The organism is Streptomyces sp. NPDC044003 (assembly GCF_056435185.1).
In genome coordinates this window covers 86,887-110,132 of sequence record NZ_JBWKFA010000005.1, presented here as the reverse complement: position 1 = coordinate 110,132, position 23,246 = coordinate 86,887, and the positions used below count along the sequence as shown (strand labels likewise).

Genomic DNA, 23,246 nt, shown 5'->3' with positions numbered 1-23,246 from the left:
GGCGCGGGCGTCCGCATCGCCGGCGCCTGGTGTCGAAGTCAACAATATTCAGTTGGCGGTGTCAACGCGATGTAACTTGGACCCATGGTGATGCTGGTGTACGGTCGCCTCATGACCGCAGAAGACGAGGTGCCTGGTGCCGCGGTGACCGCTGCGGAGATCGCGCGATTGGCCGGCGTGACGCGCGCCGCGGTATCTAACTGGCGGAGGCGCCGTTCAGACTTTCCCGCGCCCGTCGGCGGCACCCCGGCGAGTCCGCTGTTCTCGCTCGCCGAGGTACGGCAGTGGCTGGAAGGCCAGCGTGAAGGGCGAGAGGTCAGTGAGGAGGTCCGGCTCTGGCAGGCGCTGCGTGGCGCCTACGGCGAGGAAATGGTCAGGGCGCTGGCTGCTGTCGGGAACCATCTCCGGGGCGATGCGGAAGAGCTGACCGACCAGGCCGCTCGCGAGGCGGTGGACGGGCTGGTAGGCGATCGGATGCCCACTGCGGTCATGGACGCTCTGGTCGCCCGGCTGCTGGAGTCCACTGCGCGCGCAGCGTTGGACGGGGCCTCGACATTGCGGCTGGCTCGCGCGGCCCGAGAATTCGCTGGTGAGACCTCAGGCACCGTCTTCGACCCCGCGTGCGGCATCGGTTCGCTCCTCGTTGCGGTGGGCGGCGGTGCGGTCCAGAGCCGGTTGGGGCAGGACACACACGCAGATGCGACACGCCTAGCGCAGGTGCGTGCGACCTTGGCCGCCAACGGTCCGGCGGCGGTGGTTCAGGTTGTGGCGGGCGACTCGTTGCGGGCTGACGCGTTCCCCGATCTCCGCGCAGACCTGGTCGTGTGCGAGCCGCCGACGGCCGTGGCCGACTGGGGCCGGGAGGAATTGCTCATCGATCCGCGCTGGGAGGCAGGTGTGCCCTCGCGAGGGGAGAGCGAACTCGCCTGGCTTCAGCATTGCTACCACCACACGGCACCCGGCGGGCAGGCCGTGGTGGTTCTACCGGCATCGGTCGCCCACCGTCGCTCCGGCCGCAGAATCCGTGCGGAGTTGGTGCGTCGCGGCTGCGTCACCGCAGTGGTGGCTCTACCGCCCGGCCTTGCTGCCACTCACGCACTTCCGCTACACCTGTGGCTGCTGAGCCGCCCCTCCGTCCCTGGGCGGGCGGCGGGGACCGTACGCATGGTGGATCTCAGCGCCAACAGCCCGGACGGACCGTGGGACCCTCAGCCGCACCAGGAGACGGAGGTGCAGCTGATCGATCTGCTGGACAACGAGGTGGACCTCACGCCCAGCCGCTACGTACGCGAGCCGGAACCCGACTATGCGGTGGAGTATGCCAAGCTGCGCGAGGACCTCGACACGTGCCTGAGTCGCCTGCGGACGCTGCTTCCCGAGCTGCCACCGCGTGGCCGGGCCGACGGACTGGACGATGGCGTCCCGGTCGCGGTGAGTGACCTGCTGGCCGCCGGCCTGGTCAGCTTGGATGGTGACGAGCTCGTCTCCGTCAGCGACCGGTTGGACCCCGACTACGTGCGTGGATTCGCCAGCAGCGCGGCGAACGTCCGTCGTAGCACGTCCTCTTCGGGTACGTTCCGAGCGGAGCTGCAGGCGGCGCGCCTGCCCCGCATGGACGTTGAGCGACAGCGCCGCTACGGCGACGCCTTTCGCTCGTTGGGCGCGTTCGAGCGCGAACTCGCCGAACTCGCCAGCATGGGCGACCGGGCTGCGCGGCTCGCCCGCGACGGCCTCACCGGCGGCGCACTCGATCCGCCACCGACCCGTGACGGCGGCAACGCCGAACACCAGAGCACGACGACCGACGGAGACGCCGCAGTGGGGCGAGAGGACAGGACACGTTGAGCAAGAACCAGGAACTGGCTGACTTCATCTGGTCGGTGGCCGATCTGCTGCGCGGTGACTACAAGCGCTCGGAGTACGGAAAGGTCATCCTGCCGCTGACGGTGTTGCGCAGGCTGGACTGCGTCATGGCCCCGACCCGCCAGGCAGTGTGGGACCGGGCGGCCTCCTACACCGGGGAAAACAAGGACGGACTGCTGTTGGCAGCCTCCAAGCTCAAGTTCTACAACCTTTCCGAGCAGACCTTCGACACGATCAGCAGCGACGCGGCCAACGTGGCGAAGAACCTCAAGGACTACATCCGGGGATTCTCCTCGGAAGCCACCGAGATCATCAACCGTTACGAGTTCCACCTCCAGATCGACCGCCTGGACAACGCCGACTTGCTCTACCAGGTGGTGCGGAAGTTCGCCGGCCTGGATCTGAGCTTCAAAGCCGTGGACAACCACGACATGGGCTACGTCTTCGAAGAGCTGATCCGCAAGTTCGCCGATGCCTCCAACGAGACTGCTGGAGAGCACTTCACCCCGCGCGAGGTCATCGAGCTGATGGTCGAGCTGCTGCTCGCCCCGGACACCGAGCGGCTCCGGAAACCGGGACAGGTTGTCGATATCCTCGACCCGGCATGCGGCACCGGCGGCATGCTCTCGGCGGCTGAGGATCATATCCGCAAGCTGAACCCGGGCGTGCGCGTCAACCTGTTCGGACAGGAGCTGAACGCCGAGTCGTACGCGATCTGCCGCTCCGACATGCTTCTGAAAGGCCACACGGCCAAGAACATCCGCTTCGGTAACTCCTTCAGCCAGGACGGCCACGACGGCGAGACCTTCAACTACATGCTTGCCAACCCGCCTTTCGGTGTGGAGTGGAAGAAGGTAGAGAAGGCCGTACGCCAGGAGCACGAGGACCGTGGATTCGACGGCCGCTTCGGAGCCGGCCTACCTCGGATCAACGACGGCTCGCTGCTCTTCCTGCAGCACATGATGAGCAAGATGCAGCCGCTCAAGAAGGACGAGGCGGGCGACGAGGTCGGCGGCACCCGCCTGGCCATCGTCTTCAACGGCTCCCCGCTGTTCACTGGTGGTGCGGGGTCGGGCGAGTCGGAGATCCGCAGGTGGATCATCGAGCACGACTACCTGGAGGCGGTTGTCGCTCTCCCGGACCAGCTCTTCTACAACACGGGCATCTCCACGTACTTCTGGATCGTCACTAACCGCAAGCCCGCGGATCGCAAGGGCCACGTGATCCTGCTCGACGCCCGCGACCAGTGGACCAAGATGCGCAAGTCCCTCGGCGAGAAGCGCAAGAGGATGACTCGGGCCCAGATCGGGCGCATCTGCGCCACCTACCGCGACGCGCTCAGCATCGCCGGCGACGAAGGCCATCCGGATCACGCGCGGGTGAAGGTCTTCGCCAACCGAGACTTCGGCTACCAGCGCATCACCGTGGACCGGCCTCTCAAGCTCCGCTTCGAGCTGACCGAGGACAGCCTTGCTCAACTGGGCGCGTCGGCCGCAGTGAGGAAGGCGGTCGGGGGCGAGGCAGTGGTCGAGTTGCTGCTTACCGCGCTCAAGCCGCTGCTCGGATCGCAGTGGCCCACCAAGGCTGAGGCGTGGGACGCCTTGCGGACGGCGATGGTGGCCGGAGGCGTGCTGTGGCCCTCAGTCGCGCCTTTCCAGAAGGCTTTGCGTGACGCCGTGGGAGTGACTGATTCGGAAGGTGAAGTCCAGCTCATCAAGGGCAAACCCGAGCCTGACCCTGACCTGCGCGACAACGAGAACGTACCGCTAGGAGAGGACATCGACGAGTACCTCGCCCGCGAGGTGCTGCCCCACGTTCCGGACGCCTGGATCGCGGAGACCCGCAATCCGAAGACCAAGGAGGTGGAGCGGTTCAAGCTGGGGTACGAGATCCCCTTCACGCGCCACTTCTATGTCTACACCCCGCCGAGGCCGCTGGCGGAGATCGATGCGGAGCTTAAATCGCTGGAAGCGGAGATCCAAGCGCTGCTGGGGGAGGTTACACAGTGATGAGCTCTGCCACAGATTGGGTTAGCAATTCTCCGTCGCATTGGACGCGAGGACGGATCAAGAATCTGATTGGCTCGGCCGCAAACGGCACATGGGGTGATGACCCAGCGGGCGATGCTACCGATGTGCGCTGTATCCGTGCTACGGACTTCGATCGGACGACCCGCCAGGCCTTGCTTGACCGCGCGCCTCTGCGTAGCGTAGATGCAAAATCATTGCGTAAGCATCTGCTTCGTGCGGGCGATCTGATTCTGGAGAAGTCTAGGGGTGGAGAGAAGCAGCCCGTAGGGATGGCAGTGCTATTCGAAGGGTCAGAAGCTGCCGTATGTTCTAATTTCTGTGCTCGCATTACTCCGGCTGAAGGTACGGACTCACGCTTCCTTGTCTACGCTCTTTCCGCAGCCTATGGGCAGGGGCTCACGCAAAGCGCGATCAAGCAGACGACTGGTATTCAGAACTTGGATTCAGGAGTATTCTTTTCGTCTGCGTGGGCCTATCCAGAATTGGGCGAGCAGCGCCGCATCGTCGACTTCCTCGACGCCGAGACCGGCCGCATTGACAGAATGATCGCCCTGCGTGCGCGGCAGATGGAACTATTGGTTGAAGCTGGAGTGTCGCGCGTGTTCGCGACCATTCGCGGAGATCATGTCCCGGGGGACCGCAAGGATAGTGGGCTCTCTTGGCTCGGCAGTGTTCCAAAAGAGTGGCCGATGGCAGCTGTTGCACATCATTTCGATGTCGATCTCGGGAGAATGCTTAACTCGGAGCGCTCGCGAGGTGATCACCTGCGGCCGTATCTACGGGTGGCGAACGTGCAGTGGGGTGAGATCAGTACGGAGGAACTGCTCCAGATGGATTTTCCGCCCGAGGATTGGAGGCGCTACGCGCTGCGGGCTGGCGATCTTCTGGTCTGCGAGGGAGGTAGCTGGCCCGGACGCGCGGCAATCTGGGATGGCTCTATTCCGGAGATCTACTACCAGAAGGCATTGCACCGCCTGCGTCCGAGGGGGATTCATCTTACGCAGTGGCTCTACTACTGCTTGTTGGCTGCTGAGCGCATGAGCGTGTTCGCAGTTCAGGGAAACAGCAGCACCATGACTCATCTGACACGAGAGCAACTGCGGCCCCAGCGCTTCCCATTCCCGGAGATCGAAGTGCAGCGCAGCGCGGTTGCCGAGCTTGATGCCGCCGCGGTAGCCGACGAAGAGCTGAAGCGAGCGCTGACGAAGCAACTCGCTGTTCTCGCTGAGCGCCGCCAGGCGCTAATCACCGCTGCCGTCACTGGCCAGCTCGACGTCACCACTGCCCGCCCGACGCACGACCGCGATCTCTGAGGGGGATTCCGATGAACGACGCCCGCGTTTACACCGAGAAGGCATTCGAGAACGCCGTGGAAGCGGCGCTGCTGCGTAGCGGCTGGCAGCGCGGGCTGTCGAACACCTACAACCGCGCTCTTGGTGTCGATACCTCCGAGCTGTCCGAGTTCCTGCGTGCATCGCAGAAGGACGCGTGGCTGGCGCTCCAGGCCGCCTATGGCGAGGACGAAGAGCAGGCCATCGGCCGGTTCGCGAAGCGCGTGGCGCGGGAGATCGACTCCCGCGGACTCCTGGATGTGCTGCGCCGGGGTGTGAATGACCGGAACGTGAAGATCCAGCTTGCGTACTTCCGTCCCGCGCATACTCTCGCTGCTGATGCCTTGGCCGAGTACGACGCCAACCGGATCGTCTTCGTACGCCAGTTCCACTACTCTGCCGCAGAGCCGGCCGACACCCTCGACATGGCATTCCTCCTCAATGGGCTGCCTGTTGCCTCGGTGGAGTTGAAGAACGAACTGACGGAGCAGACCGTCGAGGACGCCAAGCGGCAGTACCGCCGCGACCGCGACCCGAAGGAACTGTTCTTCGCCAAACGCAGCCTGGTGCACTTCGCGGTCGATCCGACGCTGGCTTTTCTGACGACCCGCCTGGCCGGCGATGCCACCCGCTTTCTCCCCTTCAACACCGGCTCTGGTGGCCCTGGCCAGATGGGCGGCGCGGGCAACGTCCCGGCCTCGACCGATGGGAAGTACCCCACCTCCTACCTCTTCGATGAGGTGTGGGCCCGGGACAATTGGCTGGAGTTGTTGCAGCGGTTCCTGCACGTGGAGGATGCCGCCGCGAAGGCAGGCCGGGCGCCGTCGCACAAGCCGGGTAGCGCGCACACGCAGCCGTTGATCTTCCCTCGGTTCCACCAGTGGGACGCGGTGCGCAAGCTCATCTCGCATGCCGCCCGCCACGGCGCGGGGGAGAACTACCTGATCCAGCACTCCGCCGGCTCGGGCAAGTCCAACACCATCGCCTGGCTCGCGCACCACCTGTCCAGCCTGCACACCTCCCATGACTCTGGGAAGATCGCGCCCGCCGCGCTTGCCTCCGGCCTGGGCGCGAACAAGCTGGTTTTCGACAAGGTCATCGTCATCACCGACCGGCGGGTACTGGACAAGCAGCTCCAAGACACCATCTACCAGTTCGACCACAAGGCCGGCGTGGTCGTGCGGATCGACGAGAACTCCCAGCAGCTCGCGGACGCGCTGACCGGGCCGACGGCCCGGATCGTGATCACCACGGTACAGAAGTTCCCCTTCGTCCTAGACAAGGTCGCTGGGCTGGGAAGTCAGCGCTACGCCGTGATCATCGACGAGGCGCACTCCTCCCAGGGCGGCGAGAGCGCGGCGGCACTGAAGAAGGCGCTGGGACGTCTCGGCTCGGACGCCGTGGACGAGGACGGTGACCCGCTGACGGCCGCAGCCCTGGCACGCGGCAAGCAGCCGAACCTGTCTTTCTTCGCGTTCACGGCCACCCCCAAGGCGAAGACGATCGATCTCTTCGGCACTCCTAAAGCCAATCCCGGCTCGGCAGAGCAGGAGAAGGGACCGTTCCACGTCTACTCGATGCGGCAGGCCATCGAGGAGGGCTTCATCCTCGACGTGCTCGGTAACTACATCACTTACGCCACGTACTTCAAGCTCCAGGAGGCCGCCGCCGATGAGGCGGAGCAGCAGGTGGACCCACGCAAGGCCCGCTCGCGGCTAGTGAGGGCCGCGCTGATGTCGGAGGCGTCGATGGCCTCGCGGGCGAAGATCATCGTCGACCACTTCCGGTCGCACTCCAGCCCGCGCCTCGGAGGCCGGGCCAAGGCGATGGTGGTCACCTCCGGCCGTGACCACGCCGTACGGCTCTACCAGGCCATGCGGGCCTACATCGACCAGCGGGGCTTCACCGACTGCGGCACCCTGGTCGCGTTCTCGGGGGCCCTGACCCTCGATGGGATCGAGTACACCGAGGCCAAGCTCAACGGCTTCCCCGAACGCGAATTGCCGGCACGCTTTGGCTACACCCGCGCGGACGACCCGAACCCGCCGTCCGTCCCCAAGCCCGAGCACCGCATCCTCGTTGTCGCCGAGAAGTACCAGACCGGCTTCGACCAGCCGCTGCTGACCACCATGTACGTAGACAAGGTCCTGGTGAAGCTGGCCGCGGTGCAGACGCTTTCCCGGCTCAACCGCACCCACCAGCTCAAGACCACCGAGGACCTTTTTATCCTCGACTTCGCCAACCGGCCCGAGGACATCGAGCAGGCTTTCCAGCAGTACTACGAGGCGTCGGTCAGCGAGCCCACCGACCCCAACCTCCTGTTCGACCGCGAGCGCGAGGTGATGGCCTACCAGCTCCTGGTGGAAGCCGAGATGGACGCCTTCGTCACCGCGTACTTCGCAGCCTTCCAGGGCGGCTCGGCCACCGACACCGCCATCATGAAGGCCCACGCCCGTCTCTACGGCTACCTGCAGCCGGCGCTGGACCGCTTCAACGCCCTCAACGCCACCGAACCGGACACCGCCGCCGAATTCCGCCGCGCCCTGGACTCCTACACCAAGGCGTACGGCTGGCTCTCCCACGTCATCGGATTCGAGAACCTCGAACTGGAACGGCTCTACCAGTACGGACGTTTCCTGCTGCGCCGCCTGCCCGCGCCCGCGCGCAGCGCCGGCGCCGACATAGGGACGGCCGCCCCGAGTCACATGCGCATCGCCCAGACGGGCACCCCAGAGCTGCGCCTGGAGGCGGCGGGCGCGCAGGTACTGCCTGGCCTGGTACCCGAGGCGGCCGGAGCGGTGGCCGAGGCCGAGGAGATGTCGCTGGCCGAGGTGATCCAGTCCGTCAACGAGGAGTACGGGACCGGGCTGTCCACCACCGACCAGATCCTGCTCGGCCAGCTCGTTGTCGCCGTCAGCGAGGACCCCGAACTCCGGGCCATCGCCCTGCACCAGGACCAGGACGTCTTCGGCGGGGAACTGGAGAAGGACCTCGACCGGATCGTCATCGACCAGGCGGCGTCCAACGACGCCCTGATGGTCCGGTACTTCGACGACGCCGACGTCAACCGCCTGTTCAAGCAGGTCGCGACCCAGCAGGCGTACCAGCTCATCCGACGGCCAGTCCGACGCGAGGCCGAGCGCCGGGCCACCGAGCAGCGGGCCGCCGAGCTCAAGTCGTCCGGAAGCCGTCGGGCGGAACCGCCGACCGCATAGCCTGTGCTCTGCAGCACGTCAGGCAAGAGGCCGAACGGGGTGGTCACGCTCCGACCACACAGAGAGGACCTCGCATGGTGCAGGGCGGCACGCCGAGCTTCGACGCCGACGTACCGGCCCGCGTGATCGCGGGCCGGTACCGGCTCCACACGCCCATCGGCGCGGGCGGCATGGGCGAGGTCTGGCAGGCGTACGACGAGCGTCTGGACCGCCGTGTCGCGGTCAAGATGATGCTGGCCGAGAGCCCAGTCCCGCCCGGCTTCCAGGGCGCGGCGTTCGAGGAGACCCTGCAGACCCGCCGCGCCCGATTCCTGCGCGAGGTTCAGATCACCGCCGGCATCGAGCACCTGGGTGTGCCCGCTGTCTACGACACCGGAACCGACGAGGCCAGTGGACGGCTGTTTGTCGTCATGCAGCTCATGCAGGGACGCGAACTGCAGACGTTCGTCGACGAGAACGACTACGAAAGCGAGACGGTCCCCCTCTCCTGGGCCGCGGCCGTCGGTGCCCAGATCGCCTCCGTCCTAGACACGGTCCACCATCACGACGTCGTTTCACCGCGACATCAAGCCGTCCAACCTAATGCTCACCCTCGGAGGCGTGGTCAAGGTCCTCGACTTCGGCGTCGCCGCCCTGCGCGGAGTCGGCACCCTGCCCCGCCTCACCCAGGTCGGCATGACCGTGGGCACCCCGCCCTACATGTCCCCCGAACAGAGCCTGGCCAACGCCGTCGGCCCTGCCGCAGACGTATACGCACTCGCCTGCGTGCTCCACGAACTCCTCACCGGCAAGCCGCCGTTCACCCCCGACGACAGCCGCTCCCACATGTGGCACCACGTCCACACCCCTCCCCCGCCCATTCGCACCCTGCGCCCGGACGTGCCGGCCGAGATCGAGAAGCTCCTGCTGGCGATGCTCACCAAGGAAGCCGAGCAGCGCATGGAGGCGATGGACGTCTACGACACCCTCCTGCCCTTCGTCCACGCCTCCACCGGCACTGCCGCCACATTAGACGAGGGCATCCTGGACCCCCGTCTGCCATTCCTGCGGCCCTTCGGCGGGCGGGCGCCCAGCCCTGGTGTTGCCGCCTCTTACACACCAACAGTCGTCGTTCCCTCATCGTTGACGACCCCAGCGGCAGCCGCGTCGCAGGGGCAGGCGACAGGTGCTACTGCCCTGACCGAGCAAGAAGCGGACGCGATTTCCTACAGGGCAGCGGGGCTTGCTCAGCAGGGTCAGTTCACCCAGGCAGCTGACGCACTGGGCGAGGCGATCGCAAGAGCCGCTGACCCGGAACTCCGAGAAGGCATGCAGTTCAGCCTCGCCCAGGTGAAGTTCCTGGCCGGAAGCCACCGCGAGGCCCTCGCGCTCTTTGAGCCGCTCGCCCACCAGTACACCGACCGCTACGGCGACGATGACGAGCAAGTCCAGCTGTGCTGGTACTACGCCGGGCAGTGCCGGATGGAACTCGGCGAAGCGAACGCCGCCATTCAAGCTTTCGGCCGAATCAGCGAGCTCACGCCCGACGAGGGCGACGAGGACGCCGTCAACCGCCACCTCGATGCTCTCGCTCGGTTGATGAGCCTGTACGCCGCGACGGAAAGCCTCCACCAGGCGCTGGATACTGGAGAACGGCTCCGGTCGGAAACCTCTCGCCTACGGGGGAGTAATTGGCCTGGACTGGCGCAGATCGACACCTATCTCCGCCGCCTTCGCCAGGATCTGGGCTGATCGGCCGTGACGTGCCGGTTCCGTCAGCTTCGGCGCCGTGAAGGGGCTCATCTCAACTGAGGATGTAGCTGCTTCCTGAAGCTGCCTGTTTCCAGGAGGGATCCGGCGGTGTGAGAACTTCCATCCTCGGAAGATTTTGACCTCAGCCCAGGCCCCGGCACGGCTGCCCGCGTCACGCCCCGAACCACACCGCATTTGGGAATAGCCACGTAAGGAGCCGGTCATGGACGATGAGATTCAGCTGATCAGGGACAGCGATGGTCTGGCGATCATCGGCCATCAAGCGACGGTCGAACGCTTCCTCCTCTCTGAGGGACTGCCGTCGAAGGGCCCTGGAACGCGCCGGCTTGGGGCCGCCCTCGGTAGCGCGGCCGGAATCGCGCAGACGGGTTCCGACATCGCTGCCGACTCGGGTCTCTGGCTGAAGGTGACCAGGGAATCTGCGCAGCGTATCGACAAGATCGGGCTGAGGAAAAGCGCGACGACGGGTCTCGAAACAGGCGTGCTGAAGGGGCCCAAGGGCCAGATCGACGGGTTCGTCGAGTTCGCGAAGGGGTCGGGACCGCTCAAGGGCAACCCGGCCCAGTTGGCCAACATCGCGACGGTCATGGCCCAGCTGGCGATGCAGCAGGCCATGGACGAGATCGCCGACTACCTCGCCACGATCGACGAGAAGGTCGACGACGTGCTGCGCGCCCAGGAGGACCAGGCGCTGGCGCGGATGATTGGGGTGGACTTTGCACTCAAGGAGGCCATCACCATCCGGGAGCAGGTGGGCAAGATCTCCGAGGTCACGTGGTCGAAGGTGCAGAACACATCCACGACGATCGCCGATACCCAGGCGTATGCGCTGCGCCAGCTCGACGCGCTCGCGGAGAAGACCGAGCGCAAGAGCAAGATCGGTGACCTTGCCAAGGCATCCAAGGAGATCGAGTCCAAGGCCCGGGAGTGGCTCGCCGTCCTGGCGCACTGCTTCCAGCTCCAGGACGCCTTCGCCGTGCTCGAACTCGACCGGGTGCGGGAGACGACTCCGCACGAGCTGGACCAGCACCGCCTTGGGCTTCGGGCCGCCCGGAAGAGCCGGATGGATCTCATCTCGGAATGCACCGAGCGTCTGGTGGCCAGGATGCACACGGCCGCCGGCACGGCCAACGCGAAGGTGCTGCTGCACCCGACCACGTCCCGCGAGGTGGTGCACGCGCGCAACCACGTCGAGTTCGCCGTCGTCGACTTCCACGGGCGGCTCGGGATCGAGCGCGACCAGGAGTCGCTGGAGGCGCGGCGCTGGAAGGAGGCTGCCATGCAGGTGAGGGACAAAGCGCTGGAGAAGGGCGCGGAGAACATCGATGCCGCCCGGCGCCTCGGCGCTGAGACCTTTGACCGGGCTAGATCGGCGACGGGCAAGCTCTCCAGTGGGATCGCCGAGCGAGCGCTCCGTCGGCGCGGGAGCGACGAAGAAGGCTGAGAGAGTAGCGACCGTCAGCCACATGGGCTCCTGCCGAACCGGACCAGCGAGCTGCCCGGGCCCGACGCGCCTCGACAGGCTTGACACGAGCTGTTCAGGCCCTGTCGGCGGCCACCCCACCTGAACTCCATGCGCTGACGGCGGACCGGTCGCCGCTGGAACAGCGCCCCCTGAGTCATTCTCGAAGCGTCCTGGGCCACGCGCACTTCGTACGCCGCGGGGCTGCCGGGGTCATTCGCAAGCCACCACCACCGCGCTGCTGAGCAGTTCGACGGCTCGTTCCAGCGTACGCGGTTGGGAGCAAGGGCCGCGCAGCCGTTCGGGATAGAGATGTAGCAAGTGACGACACCTCCGTGGCGGCTGCGCGCCCCCTTCTCCCAATGGACAACGAGCCCCATCCGTCGGCTTGCGGCGGGACGGAACGCGGCGAGTCTCACTCACCGTCGGCGGTTTCCCGTGGCCAGAGGCCGCCTGGTCGTAGGTGTGGATGTGTCCGATGACCTCGTCCGCGTACGCCCCGGACTAGTTGTAGCGCACTACCGCCTGGCGCAGCTGTGTCGTTGGTGAGGTTGCTACTGCCGGTGCCGCAGAGGTAGACGGCGGTGGCCTGCGCGGCCCTGGAAGGTGACAGGTCGGGCTGAGACCCGATCCGATCCTGAACCGTGCCGTCCTGTCCAGCAGGAGAAGAGGGAGTGGGCGGCAGTGGCAACAGCGGACGGCTCTACCAGTAGAGCTCCGACGCGCACAAGTGGCCTGCACTGGCCGGCGGCCGACACGACCGTCCTGCGCGGCTGTACGATCTGCGTTGGGCAAGCCGCGCACGCCCCCCGCCGTTCACTGGCGCCCACGCCGCAGGTGATCGACTGGCCAAGGTCTTCAGGGGCCCGCGTCCTCCGTTCGATATTTTTGAGTCCGGCGGAAGCGTGGGAGACGCCAGGAACGAGCGCATGATGCCGACGAAGCAGCCGACCGCCTCGCAGAAGGCCCGTCGGCGGCAGGCGGTTACAGGCGAGAAGTACACCACCGCCCTACGAGCTCAGACATCCGGGCCGGTCCTGCACCAGCCGTTCAGCGCCCAGGGCGCGGGGTGGGCGCCTATCATCGAGCGGGCTGAGCGCCGGCTCCGCGAAGTCTGGCCCGACTGCCCGCGGCCTCATTGGGAAGAGAAGTTCGGCGACCTGTGCTGGAAGTCCGTTCCGCTCGGTGCTCCGATGGCCGTATGGCAGGTCCTCCATACGGCTGAGAAGGAAGCCTCAAGCATGTGTCAGACCTGTCCGTCGCCCGGCCGGAAGCGGGTGGTGTGGGCCTGGGACAGCCGCTATGGCTCGGTCATGCCGTGGGTGAAGACCTGCTGTGATGTCTGCTACCACGTGCCCGAGCACCTGCGGAGTGACGAGACGTACCTGGACCTGGTCGAGCAGCACGAAGAGCCCGAGCCCCAGTTCGAGCCGCTCGGCTGCTGCGCAGCGATTGAGGAAGTGATTCTGGCGGTCCGGGCCAGGTTCGACCAGGGCGGAGCGTCGGCGCTGCTGGCGAAGCTGGGGGAGCTGTGCGAGTCGCTGTGGTCACGCAGCCCGCATTACGACATCTTTAGCGGCCACGCGGTCGTGATGGCGGTCAAGGAGGCATGCGTGCCGCTGATTTACCGGGTGTGGCAAGCCGGCGTCGTGTCGGAGCCGCTGCTGCTCGTGGAAGAGCGGCTGCAGGTACTTGAAGCCATCGATGGCATGCGGAGGCTGCTCGGCGAGGTGGAAGCGGAGGAACTTCGCGACTGACAGGGGTGTGATCGTGCCGGTACGAGGATGATGGGGCCGTCAGCTCGTGGCTGCACGGCCCCATTGGGGCAGAGGCGCATGCCCTGCGTTTCCCAACGATCGACATGGGCTCCGTGGACCTGGCATCCCTGCACGACATAACCCCTGGTCACAAGGTATCTGGCGACGCGCGGATGTTGGGGTCCAGCCAAGGCGAGCCCAAAAGCCGCCACGGGATGCTCTTGAATTCCTGCGCGTCGGTCCTAGCTCTACCGGGGAGCGAACCTGTCTCAGGTTCCGGTCCTTTCTCGGCACCGCCGCCGCGATGATCCCGCGTAGGTGTGTGCGGGGCGCACCCCTGGAGTCGAGGGCTGGTCCAAGACGGGCGGCTACCACCCCACCCCGGCCTGCTGCCGAGCCTCCGTGAGGCCCTCACCCGTGCGCCGCTAACCCTCCACTGACGGGGGATCCCTCAGAGCAAGCGGCGCCACCAGGCCCGGACGTGAAGGTCTGGGACGGCAACGTCCCGCCGATCGCGTGACGAGGCCGTGCGATGCGTGTGCGGACCTGAAGGCGTGGAATCCCTGTGGGCATGCCCACATCTGCATCACCCTCCGCCGCCGGCAGTCGGGACGCCGACCCGCAGGACCCGCCATGGAGAGCACCACACGAGCGGCCTGCCATCCTCCTCATGCACCCTGAACCGGTGGAACGCGGCAGGCTCATCGACCGGATGCGGCATGCATGCGCCGACGGCCTGCAGGTCATCGGCTTGGCGGGCCTAGACGAGCTGGCCAGGCTGCTCAGCGATCAAGACCGCCCACCGTGGGTGTTCGCCGTGATTGCCGACCCCCGTCTCGTACCGGATGACCTCCGGCGCCTCGACCTCGACGGGCTTGCGCCCGTCTTGGTGGCGCTGCTCTCGACGGACAAGGACCACGACCGCCCCGCACCGGACGGAATGCCCCGGATCCCCCTGGAACAACTGGAGAAAGAGGCGGAACGTCTCTTCTTTCAATGGCAACCACGCGATCCCGAGATCACTTTCGAAGGTGATTCCAGAAGCGATGAAGCGATGGCGCTGAGGGAAATTCTGTTCGTTCATGGGGTCCGCTACAAATGGACCCATTCATCCGGCAAGGAAATCACCCACCAACCATCAGAATATAAAGGGCCGTCGACGGTCGGGAATGTCTGCGCCACGCTGGAGATCATCCCGGCGGTAGATCACGACACCGTCAAAATTGAAGAATACGATCTCGTCATCGTGGGCGCAGGGCCGGCAGGCATGTCGGCCGCAGTGAGTGCGGACGACATCGGCCTCCGAACACTAGTAATCGAGGAGAGGCAGCCTGGAGGTCGGGCCGTGGCCGCGATGAATGTAATCCGGAACTACCTGGGGTTCCCCCGAGGCCTCACGGGGGCGAAGTTCCTCAAGGTCGCGGCAGAGCACGTCAGGGGATGCCCCCACGTCGACATGTGCCCAGAGCTGAGCGCCACCTCCCTCAAGATCGACGGGGAATACCGCTACACAATCGGCGTGAAATGCGAAAATAACCTGTCTCAGGTGTCCGCCGGAATGGTCCTCCTGGCCTGCGGACTCAAGTTCGACTACGTTATCGCAGAAGGAGACGACAGAGGCAGCGAGGATAAGTTTCGAGAGGAAATCCACCGCGGGCCATGGGGAATCTCTCCGGAGCGCGAAAGGATGAAGAAGGTAGTGATCGTCGGGGCCGGAGAGGCCGCGGCTGACGCCGCCACCCTCTTCATGAATGCCGGGTGCGAATCCGTTACGCTAATCGGCCTGGAAGTCAAAATGCGACCCGCGTCAAGAAAAAGACTAGACGGCACTCGAGGAGTGAAAATCATTCCCGACGCAAGGGTGGTGAAGTTTATCGGCAAGGATCAGATCGAAAAAGTCTCCTATCGAAAAGTAGGCAACCTTGCTCCCGAAGATCCCATCGTCGCCAATTCGGTCTACGACCTGTCCGGCGGAACACCGAACACCAAATGGCTCGGGAATCATCCCATGAAGGAGAACGGGTTCATCCTGACCGACCGCTACCTGGGCAAACCCTCGAATCTTATTTTCGAAACAAGTTTGTCCGGCGTGTTCGCGGTGGGTGACGTGCGTGTCAACTCTCAGCGCCGCATCGGTCAGGCTGTCGGCCAGGGGGTGGCGGCAGTCGCCGCCATGCAGCTCTACCTGCAGGAAGCGGGCGCCGACTGGAACAAGATCCTGACCAATAAGAAGAGCCAGGCGTACAAGGACATGGAAGCCACACACACGGTACAAAGTCGCACAACCGCGCAGTCAGCTAACGGGTGACGGCCTCGTTCGCATTCACGTGACGGCCGAGCTCCTCGGCGTCAGCCCCTGACACCCTCTACAACCACACCGACCTGCGCGAACTGCGTGCCAGCCGCATCCTGGCCCAGCCCGAAGCGGGCACCCGGCGATCCCCGGACCGCACCACGTGAAGGGCAGCGCCTTCCAGTTCGGCGCCGAATGAGCCCGGCTGCCCGGCCCGTTCGGCGCCTGGACCGATCAGAACGGTCAAGGAGACGAGCACAACCCAGCGGGAAACACTCTCGCCGTCCCGCGCCGCTGACCTGTCAAGATCATCCCGTGGCGGCGTATGGGTTCACCTTGGCTGGACCCCCATGTTGGGCCGGCAGCCGGCCGGGCAACCTGGGGAGGCCCCTCGGGTGATGCTTCCTCTTTGTCGAGCCCCTGATCAGGCGTGATCAAACTTCGATGGCACAAGCACGCGTCCGTCCAGGTTCGATAGCACACGATCGAGGTCCGTTGGCACAGGACACTGCGACACGCTCTTTCAGGCGTGAATGCACTGGCCGGGAATCGAACCTCAGTGCTGGCTAACGTCTACGTGAGACCGCTGCGCGCCGCCCCTTCTGCTTCACGTTCACGCGACCATTCGGCATCGCTCTTCTAGCCACTGTCGGACCTCCGTCGGCGAGAACCGAAGCTGTTGGCCTACGCGGAAGCTCGGCAGTTCCTCCTTGAGGTGGTTGTCGTAGACCCAAGAAGTGGGCTTCCCGAGATAGGCAGCAAGTGCCTTGACGTCCCACATCGGCTCACTCACAGACATTTCCTCTACGCTGGCTTCAGTTGCTCGCGAGGACGGTAGTGAGGAAAGACGGCCGCACCAAGCGGGCGGAGGCCTGCCCGGCGACGAGGGCCTGGAGTCAGCACCGATCCAGCACGACGCACCCGAACGGACCGGAACGGACGCCAGCGGAAGTCAGCACCAGGTCAGCACCAGCGCGTCCACGCTCGATTTGCCTCACGCGGTCCGAGCCTTTGACCTGCATGTTTGTGCAGGAGGGCGCCGCGTGGTAAGCGGCGCCCTCCCATTTGGAGAACATCTGGCTCCGTACGAAGAGGTACAACGCGACCGGCAAGGTGGTCTCCGGCACGGGAGGCGTCTGCTACCTCTACTGGCCCACCGAGCCGACACCGGGTCAGCACCGCGTGCTGATGTCGCTCGGCCTGCTGTGAGCATGTGCGTCCCCACGGCCACCTCGACGACCTGACGGCAGCGCTCCTGGCCGTCCTGCGTGAGGTGGCCGTAGCGGTCCACCGTGGCCATGGCTCCACTGTCTTCGCTGTTCCGCAGACGCTCTCGACGGCCTTGGCCGGTGCAGGAGCGGATCAGCTCAGAACTACCGCTCTCACGTGGGCCGAGACTCCTAGGGTCGCTTCATGGCATCGCCCGCGTCACCCCGTTCGCAACGGGTACCCATGACCGGGCGGGTGTCAGTAGCGCAATGCGGCTGCGATGCGCTGCTGGTCGACGAGGGTGTCGCCGGGGACGAACCGGACTTCCGCGCCGGTCTCCAGGGCCTGCTCCACGATCTCGTCGACCATGTCGTCCCGCGCCGCGGGGTCGTCGGCGGTGGCGAGTTCGAGGTGGTCGCCCTTCTCCCGGACGACGGTGCGGTAGTCGTCCTCGACGGCGAGGAGACGTACGCGTCCCTGTTTGACGGCCTGCCACACTTCGTCGATCCCGCCCGCGAACTGCTTCTGGCCGCGGGCGACGTCGAGTTCGGCGACGACGGTGGAGGCGGTCGCGGCCTGACGGGCGGCGAGCGAGGGGGTGACGGCTTCGTGGACGGCGGCGGCCGGGCCGGCGGCGAGGCCGCCGTGCTGGATCGTCACGGTACCGGCGCCGAGGGGGCCGAGTTCCTCCAGGAGCGCGAGGGCTGCGGCGGAGCCGACGACGTACAGGGGGCGGGGGTCGGCGGCCAGTACCCTGCGCAGGCGCTCGTGGGCGTCGCGCAGGAACTGCCGGGTGGCCTCGTCCTGGAAGGTGCTGGGGAGGTCACCGATACGTTCCTTGCGTTCGGCGTCGGGGTCCTCCAGGCTCCTCGTGAGCGGGAAGCCGTCGTCGGTGGCCTCGGCTGCGCGCTCGGCGTCGCCGCTCCACAGGGAGACCCGGTCGGCGGCCACGGCCAGCGCCCAGTACGGCTGCTCCGCGGCGCCGGCTGCGACGAGATTGCGGGTGAGGAAGGTGTCGGCCACCACGACGCGCTCCGGAACGGCACGGGCCACCGTCCATACGTGGTGCTCACCGGGCGCCGCGTAGATCACCAGCCCGTCCTCGGCGTGGACCAGGTCCACGCCCTTGACCGCCTGGTCCAGCTGGGCGAGCACGTCCAGGCGTCGCTCACGGGTCACGTCGGGGTCGGCGTTCAGGGCCTTCTCGGCCTCGGCGACGAGATTGCGCAGACGTACGGGGTCCTGGGAGTCGTCCGGCTCACGACGGTGCGTCGGCATGACCAGGGAGACGGCCGGGTACGGGCGGGGCTGGCGCAGCCGGCCGAGTACGTCGCTGCTGAGCACGGGGTCCATGACGGGAGCCTGCCTTCTGGATCGGTCGGACGAGTGGACGTCGCGAGGCGGGGAAGGGCCGGGAAGGCCGAGGGCCGAGCGGCGGAGGGATACGACGCGCCGCCTGGCCCTGTGCGCGGCGCGCCCCTACCGGCCCACAAGGGGCCATCTTGTCCCGATATGGCATGGGCGGCGAGTCGGCGCCGGAGGGAGGCGCGCAGGGGGGGCGCCGACCCGCCCGCGGGCCTGGGTGTGCCGGGGCGGGCCGGGCCGTCTGCGCGGCGCTCCGGGGCGCTCGCGCGGCGGACCGCCGGGAGGGTGATGCCGTCGGCGGACCGGCCGGCTGCGCAGGCCGGGGATCTCGGCCTCCAGGTCGGACGGCCACGGGGGCCTGGCCACGGGGGAGTGGTCACGACGACGGCCGTGCTCGGGGAGTGGACACGTCCCTACCGCCCTGTGGGTGCGATGGCCGATGCGAGGCACGCCGCACAGGCTGGGAAGGAACGTCGCGGAGAGCGTCGGCCGAGGGCCATGGGCCGCCGCTCCCCACCGGAGAAGGGAGGCGGTCGCAGTGTCCCGGAATCGCCGTTTGATCCTGAGCCCGCCGTCCCGGGTGTGGGGCCTGCTGTCCAACGGACTTCGCTACGGGGAGTGGGTCTCGGGAACGCAGCAGGTCATCGCCGCCGACCCGCACTGGCCCGAGGTGGGCGCCCGGCTCCGTGTCCGGGTGGGCGTCGGCCCCCTCACCCTCGACGACACCTGTGTCGTCCGCATCTGCGAGCCCGAACGCCGTCTGGAACTGGAGGCGAAGGCGGATCCCTTCGGCGCGGCCCGCATCGCCATGAACCTGATCCCGTGGGGCGAGAACACCCTCTTCCTTCTCGAATGGCACCCCCTGAGGGGCCCCGGCACCCGCATGCACGGGCTCCCCGTCGACTACCTCGTCTCCATTCGCAACGGCATGATGCTGACGAAACTCGCCCGCATCGCCGTCCGTGAACGGCACGACAGCGCCGCCGACCTGCCCTCGGAGGCCGTCGGCCGGTAAGCGTCGAGCCCGTCCCGCCGGTCCGACGCCCCGCACCTCGGGTCGGTCCGGCCTCGGCGAGCGGCCCGGCGCCGCTCCCGTCCCTCTTTCGGCCCTACGTCGTCCTGCGCACGGTCACGACGGGGCAGTGCGCGTGCGTCATCACGGCCTGGCTCACCGACCCGAGGAGCAGTCCGGCCAAGCCGCTGCGCCCGCGGGCGCCGACAACCAGCAGTTGAGAGGCCCTACTCGCCTCGAGCAGGGCCTCGCGCGCCGTGCCGTCCACCAGGTCGCGTGTGACGGTGACACCCGGGTAGGTGTCGGCGTGGCCGGCGGTCGCCCGGGCCAGTAGCTGTTCCGTCGGCTCAGAGGCCCCTTCGACCGGGGCCTTGTCCGGCTGCCACGCGTGAACCACCACGAGCGGGGCCCGACGCTGCGCGGCTTCGGCGAAGGCGACGTCGACGGCCTCGTCGCTGTCCGAGGAGCCGTCGATCCCCAGGACGACAGGCCCCGCGCCGGCGGACGCCCGGTGCGTTTCACGGACCGTCATCACCGGGCAATGGCTCCGGGCGGCCAAGGACACCGGCGTGGATCCCAGCAGCAGGCCCGCGAGGCCTCCCACACCCCTGGAGGCGACGACGATCAGCTCCGCAGGGCGCGACTCGGCTTCCAGTACGTGCACCACATCGCCCGTCACCACGACCCCGGTCACCACGAGCCCGGGTGCCACGGCACGGGCATGGGAGACAGCGTTGTGGACCAGCGTCCTGGAAGCCGGGTCGGGCACCACGAGCCTGGGCTTGATCGGCACCTCGGCATGCACCACACGCAGCTCCGCACCGCGTCGTACCGCTGCTGCGGCGGCGGCCTCCACCGCGGTGAGGCTCATCGCCGAACCGTCCACACCGACCACGACCAGTTCGCCCATGGCTCGCTGCTCCACTTCACGCTCTGGGTTCTCAGCCTCGCCCCGCCGGAACACCGCTGCAATTCCTCCGCGCAAACGCGCGACGCGATGGAGCGCCCATCGGGACAAAAGGTTCATCACGTCATAGATTTCTGATCCACTGGGCAGGTTGGTCCGGGCGCCTGCCGCCGTCTTCGAACAGGGGCGCGATGAGGGCGACCGGTCCACCGTCGGCGCGTGGCCGACGGGCAGACCTTCCCCGGCCCTCGCGGCGCTGAGAGGTGCGCGATGACCCATGCCGACCAGCATGCCGCCACGGACCAGGGCGCATCCCCACCGACGGCCAAGCTCACGCTGCCGACGCTCACGGCGATGGTCGTCGGGTCCATGGTGGGGGCCGGCGTCTTCTCCCTTCCCCGGCGGTTCGCCCAGGAGACGGGGGTCGCCGGTGCGCTGATCGCCTGGGCGGTGGCGGGCGTCGGCATGCTGATGCTCGCCTTCGTCTTCCAGAACCTGGCGGTGCGGCGGCCGGACCTGGACGCCGGCGTCTACGCGTACGCCAAGGCCGGCTTCGGCGAGTACCTGGGCTTCTTCTCCGCCTTCGGCTACTGGGCGAGCGCGTGTGTGGGGAACGTGACCTACTGGGTGCTGATCATGTCCACGATCGGCGCGATCGCGCCCGCCCTCGGAGACGGCGACACCGCGCTGGCGATCATCCTGTCCTCCGTCGGGCTGTGGTGCTTCTTCCTGCTCATCCGGCGCGGGGTGAAGGAGGCGACGGCGATCAACAGGATCGTGACCGTCGCCAAGCTGGTGCCGATCATCGTCTTCATCATCCTGGCGCTGTTCTTCCTCGAACCGTCCGTCTTCGCCGACAACTTCGGTGGCGCGGACTACGCGGGGTCCCTGTTCAACCAGGTCCGCGGCACCATGCTCGCGACCGTCTTCGTCTTCCTCGGCGTGGAGGGCGCCAGCGTCTACTCCCGCCACGCCAAGCGCCGCGAGGACGTGGGGCGGGCGACGATCCTGGGCTTCCTGAGCGTCTTCGCGATCTTCGCCTCGGTCACCATCGTGTCGTACGGCATCCTGCCGATGAGCGAGATCGCCGAACTCCGCCAGCCCTCCATGGCCGGAGTCCTGGAGGCGGCGGTCGGCACCTGGGGGAAGACGTTCGTCAGCGTCGGCCTGATCATCTCCGTCCTCGGCGCCTATCTGGCCTGGACACTGATGGCCGCCGAGGTGCTCTTCGTCGCCGCCAAGGACGAGGACATGCCGCGCTTCCTGGGCCGGTCCAGCGGCGACGACGTGCCCGTCCCCGCGCTGTTGCTGACGACGGCTCTCAGCCAGATCGTCCTCGTCGTCACGGCCTTCTCCGACGACGCGTTCAACTTCGCCCTCGATCTGACCAGCGCACTGAGCCTGATCCCCTTCCTGCTGGCCGCCGCGTTCGCCGTGAAGATCGCGCTGAGACCGGAGCAGGAGAAGGTGACGGGACGGACCACCCGGAGGGAACTGGTCGTCGCCGCCGTCGCGACCCTCTACACGGCCTTCCTCCTCTACGCGGCGGGGCTCAAGTTCGTCCTCGTCTCCTTCATCATCTACGCCCCCGCCACGTTCCTCTTCGTCAAGGCCCGCCGCGAGCAGAACCGGCGCCTCTTCTCCCCCAAGGAGGCCGTCATCTGTGCCGTCTCCGTCGCCGGGGCCGCCGTCGGCGTCATCGCCCTCGCCGCCGACTGGATCGAGCTGTGACCCGTCGGGCCGCACCTCCGCCCCTCCACCACCCCACCGGAAAGGCTGCCCATGACCACCCCCGAGACCGGTACCGCCAAGGCCCCGCTCGGTGTCCACTCCGAGGTCGGACGGCTCCGCAAGGTGCTCGTCTGCTCCCCGGGGCTCGCCCACCGCCGCCTCACCCCGACCACCGCCGACGACCTCCTCTTCGACGACGTGATGTGGGTGGAGAACGCCCAGCGCGACCACGCGGACTTCGTCAACAAGCTCACCCAGCGGGGCGTCGAGGTCGTCGAGCTGCACAACCTCCTCACCGAGACCATGGCCATTCCCCAGGCCCGGGCGTGGCTCCTGGACCGGAAGATCGTCCCCAACGAGGTGGGCCTGGGGCTCGTCGACGACACCCGCGCCTACCTCGACTCGCTCCCACCCCGTGCACTCGCCGAGTACCTCATCGGCGGGCTGTCGACCGCGGACCTCCCGGAGGAGTTCCGGTCGGGGTACGTGGCACTGGCCCGGGAGGGCGTCGGCGCCCGGGAGTACCTGATGCCGCCGCTGCCCAACACCCTGTACACCCGGGACACCACCTGCTGGCTGTACGGGGGGCTCACGCTGAACCCCCTTTTCTGGCCGGCCCGTCACGGCGAGACCCTCCTGATGAAGGCGGTCTACACCTTCCACCCGGACTACAAGGGCTCGACCGTCTGGTGGGGCGACCCGGAGCGGGACTGGGGTCAGGCCACGTTCGAGGGCGGCGACATCATGCCCGTCGGCAACGGCGTGGTCCTCATGGGGATGAGCGAGCGCACCTCCCGTCAGGCCATCACCCAGGTCGCCCGCTCGCTCTTCGAGAACGGGGCCGCCGAGCGGGTGATCGTCGCCGGCATGCCGAAGCTCCGCTCGGCCATGCACCTGGACACCGTCTTCACCTTCGCGGACCGCGACATCGTCACCCTGTACCCCACGATCATGGACGCGGTCCGCACCTTCTCGCTCCGTCCCGGCGACAAGGCGCCCGGCGTCGAGATCACCGACGAGGGCGGCGCCCGATTCGTCGACGTGGTCGCCAAGGCCCTCGGCCTTCCGCAGCTGCGGGTGATCGAGACGGGCGGTGACGTCTACGCCTCCGAGCGGCAGCAGTGGGACAGCGGGAACAACGCCGTCGCGCTGGAGCCGGGCGTCGTCTTCACGTACGACCGCAACACCCAGACCAACACGCTGCTGCGTAAGGCGGGTGTCGAGGTCATCACCATCGTCGGCGCCGAACTCGGCCGCGGTCGCGGCGGCGGCCACTGCATGACCTGCCCCCTGATCCGCGACGCCGTCGACTTCTGAGC

14 protein-coding genes and 1 pseudogene are annotated in these 23,246 nt (G+C 67.1%); 12 read left to right on the top strand and 3 right to left on the bottom strand.

Annotated elements, in window-relative coordinates; translation table 11 throughout:
* The first annotated feature begins 84 nt into the window (after positions 1-84).
* The 8 genes from AC07AW_RS20915 (at position 85) to AC07AW_RS20880 (ending at position 15,718) form a co-directional block, all read left to right on the top strand.
* Positions 85-1,845, top strand: a complete 1,761-nt coding sequence (locus AC07AW_RS20915) for an N-6 DNA methylase (RefSeq protein WP_478816984.1) — start codon at positions 85-87, stop codon at positions 1,843-1,845.
* Entirely contained in the window at positions 1,842-3,872 is a 2,031-nt protein-coding gene (locus AC07AW_RS20910) for a type I restriction-modification system subunit M (RefSeq protein WP_478816983.1), read from the top strand. Before AC07AW_RS20915 ends, AC07AW_RS20910 begins: the two co-directional genes overlap by 4 nt.
* Before the next feature lie 290 nt (positions 3,873-4,162).
* Positions 4,163-5,206 carry a restriction endonuclease subunit S gene (locus AC07AW_RS20905; RefSeq protein WP_478816982.1) on the top strand — a complete coding sequence of 348 codons (1,044 nt, stop codon included), beginning with the start codon at positions 4,163-4,165 and terminating at the stop codon, positions 5,204-5,206.
* Between the two features lie 11 nt (positions 5,207-5,217).
* Positions 5,218-8,439: a type I restriction endonuclease subunit R gene (locus AC07AW_RS20900; RefSeq protein ID WP_478816981.1), complete on the top strand. Its 3,222-nt coding sequence runs from the start codon at positions 5,218-5,220 to the stop codon at positions 8,437-8,439.
* Between the two features lie 600 nt (positions 8,440-9,039).
* A complete protein-coding gene (locus AC07AW_RS20895) occupies positions 9,040-10,170 on the top strand; it encodes a serine/threonine protein kinase (protein WP_478816980.1) in 1,131 nt (376 codons plus the stop codon).
* Positions 10,171-10,393: 223 nt separating this feature from the next.
* Positions 10,394-11,635 carry a hypothetical protein gene (locus AC07AW_RS20890; protein WP_478816979.1) on the top strand — a complete coding sequence of 414 codons (1,242 nt, stop codon included), beginning with the start codon at positions 10,394-10,396 and terminating at the stop codon, positions 11,633-11,635.
* Positions 11,636-12,582: 947 nt separating this feature from the next.
* The gene (locus AC07AW_RS20885) at positions 12,583-13,410 is read left to right on the top strand and encodes a hypothetical protein (protein WP_478816978.1); all 828 of its coding nucleotides are present in this window, start codon (positions 12,583-12,585) and stop codon (positions 13,408-13,410) included.
* A 685-nt stretch (positions 13,411-14,095) separates the two neighbouring features.
* The gene (locus AC07AW_RS20880; protein WP_478816977.1) at positions 14,096-15,718 is read left to right on the top strand and encodes an NAD(P)/FAD-dependent oxidoreductase; all 1,623 of its coding nucleotides are present in this window, start codon (positions 14,096-14,098) and stop codon (positions 15,716-15,718) included.
* Between the two features lie 598 nt (positions 15,719-16,316).
* On the opposite strand, the gene AC07AW_RS20875 is transcribed toward AC07AW_RS20880, so the two are convergent.
* Entirely contained in the window at positions 16,317-16,484 is a 168-nt protein-coding gene (locus AC07AW_RS20875) for a helix-turn-helix domain-containing protein (RefSeq protein WP_478817385.1), read from the bottom strand.
* Positions 16,485-16,771: 287 nt separating this feature from the next.
* Between AC07AW_RS20875 and AC07AW_RS20870 the strand changes: the two are divergent.
* Positions 16,772-16,912: pseudogene (locus AC07AW_RS20870) on the top strand (peptidase C39 family protein); the annotation flags it as partial.
* A gap of 258 nt (positions 16,913-17,170) precedes the next feature.
* Here AC07AW_RS20870 and AC07AW_RS20865 read toward each other — a convergent pair.
* Positions 17,171-18,265 carry a baeRF3 domain-containing protein gene (locus AC07AW_RS20865; RefSeq protein WP_478816976.1) on the bottom strand — a complete coding sequence of 365 codons (1,095 nt, stop codon included), beginning with the start codon at positions 18,263-18,265 and terminating at the stop codon, positions 17,171-17,173.
* Positions 18,266-18,815: 550 nt separating this feature from the next.
* Between AC07AW_RS20865 and AC07AW_RS20860 the strand changes: the two genes are divergently transcribed.
* Entirely contained in the window at positions 18,816-19,292 is a 477-nt protein-coding gene (locus tag AC07AW_RS20860; protein WP_478816975.1) for an SRPBCC family protein, read from the top strand.
* Positions 19,293-19,386: 94 nt separating this feature from the next.
* Here AC07AW_RS20860 and AC07AW_RS20855 read toward each other — a convergent pair whose 3' ends face one another.
* Positions 19,387-20,199: a universal stress protein gene (locus AC07AW_RS20855; RefSeq protein ID WP_478816974.1), complete on the bottom strand. Its 813-nt coding sequence runs from the start codon at positions 20,197-20,199 to the stop codon at positions 19,387-19,389.
* A 267-nt stretch (positions 20,200-20,466) separates the two neighbouring features.
* On the opposite strand from AC07AW_RS20855, the gene AC07AW_RS20850 reads away from it, so the two are divergent.
* Both AC07AW_RS20850 and AC07AW_RS20845 read left to right on the top strand, forming a co-directional pair.
* On the top strand, positions 20,467-21,927 hold the full coding sequence (locus AC07AW_RS20850; protein ID WP_478816973.1) for a basic amino acid/polyamine antiporter: 1,461 nt from the start codon (positions 20,467-20,469) through the stop codon (positions 21,925-21,927).
* A gap of 51 nt (positions 21,928-21,978) precedes the next feature.
* On the top strand, positions 21,979-23,244 hold the full coding sequence (locus AC07AW_RS20845) for an arginine deiminase (RefSeq protein ID WP_478816972.1): 1,266 nt from the start codon (positions 21,979-21,981) through the stop codon (positions 23,242-23,244).
* Positions 23,245-23,246: the final 2 nt, after the last annotated feature.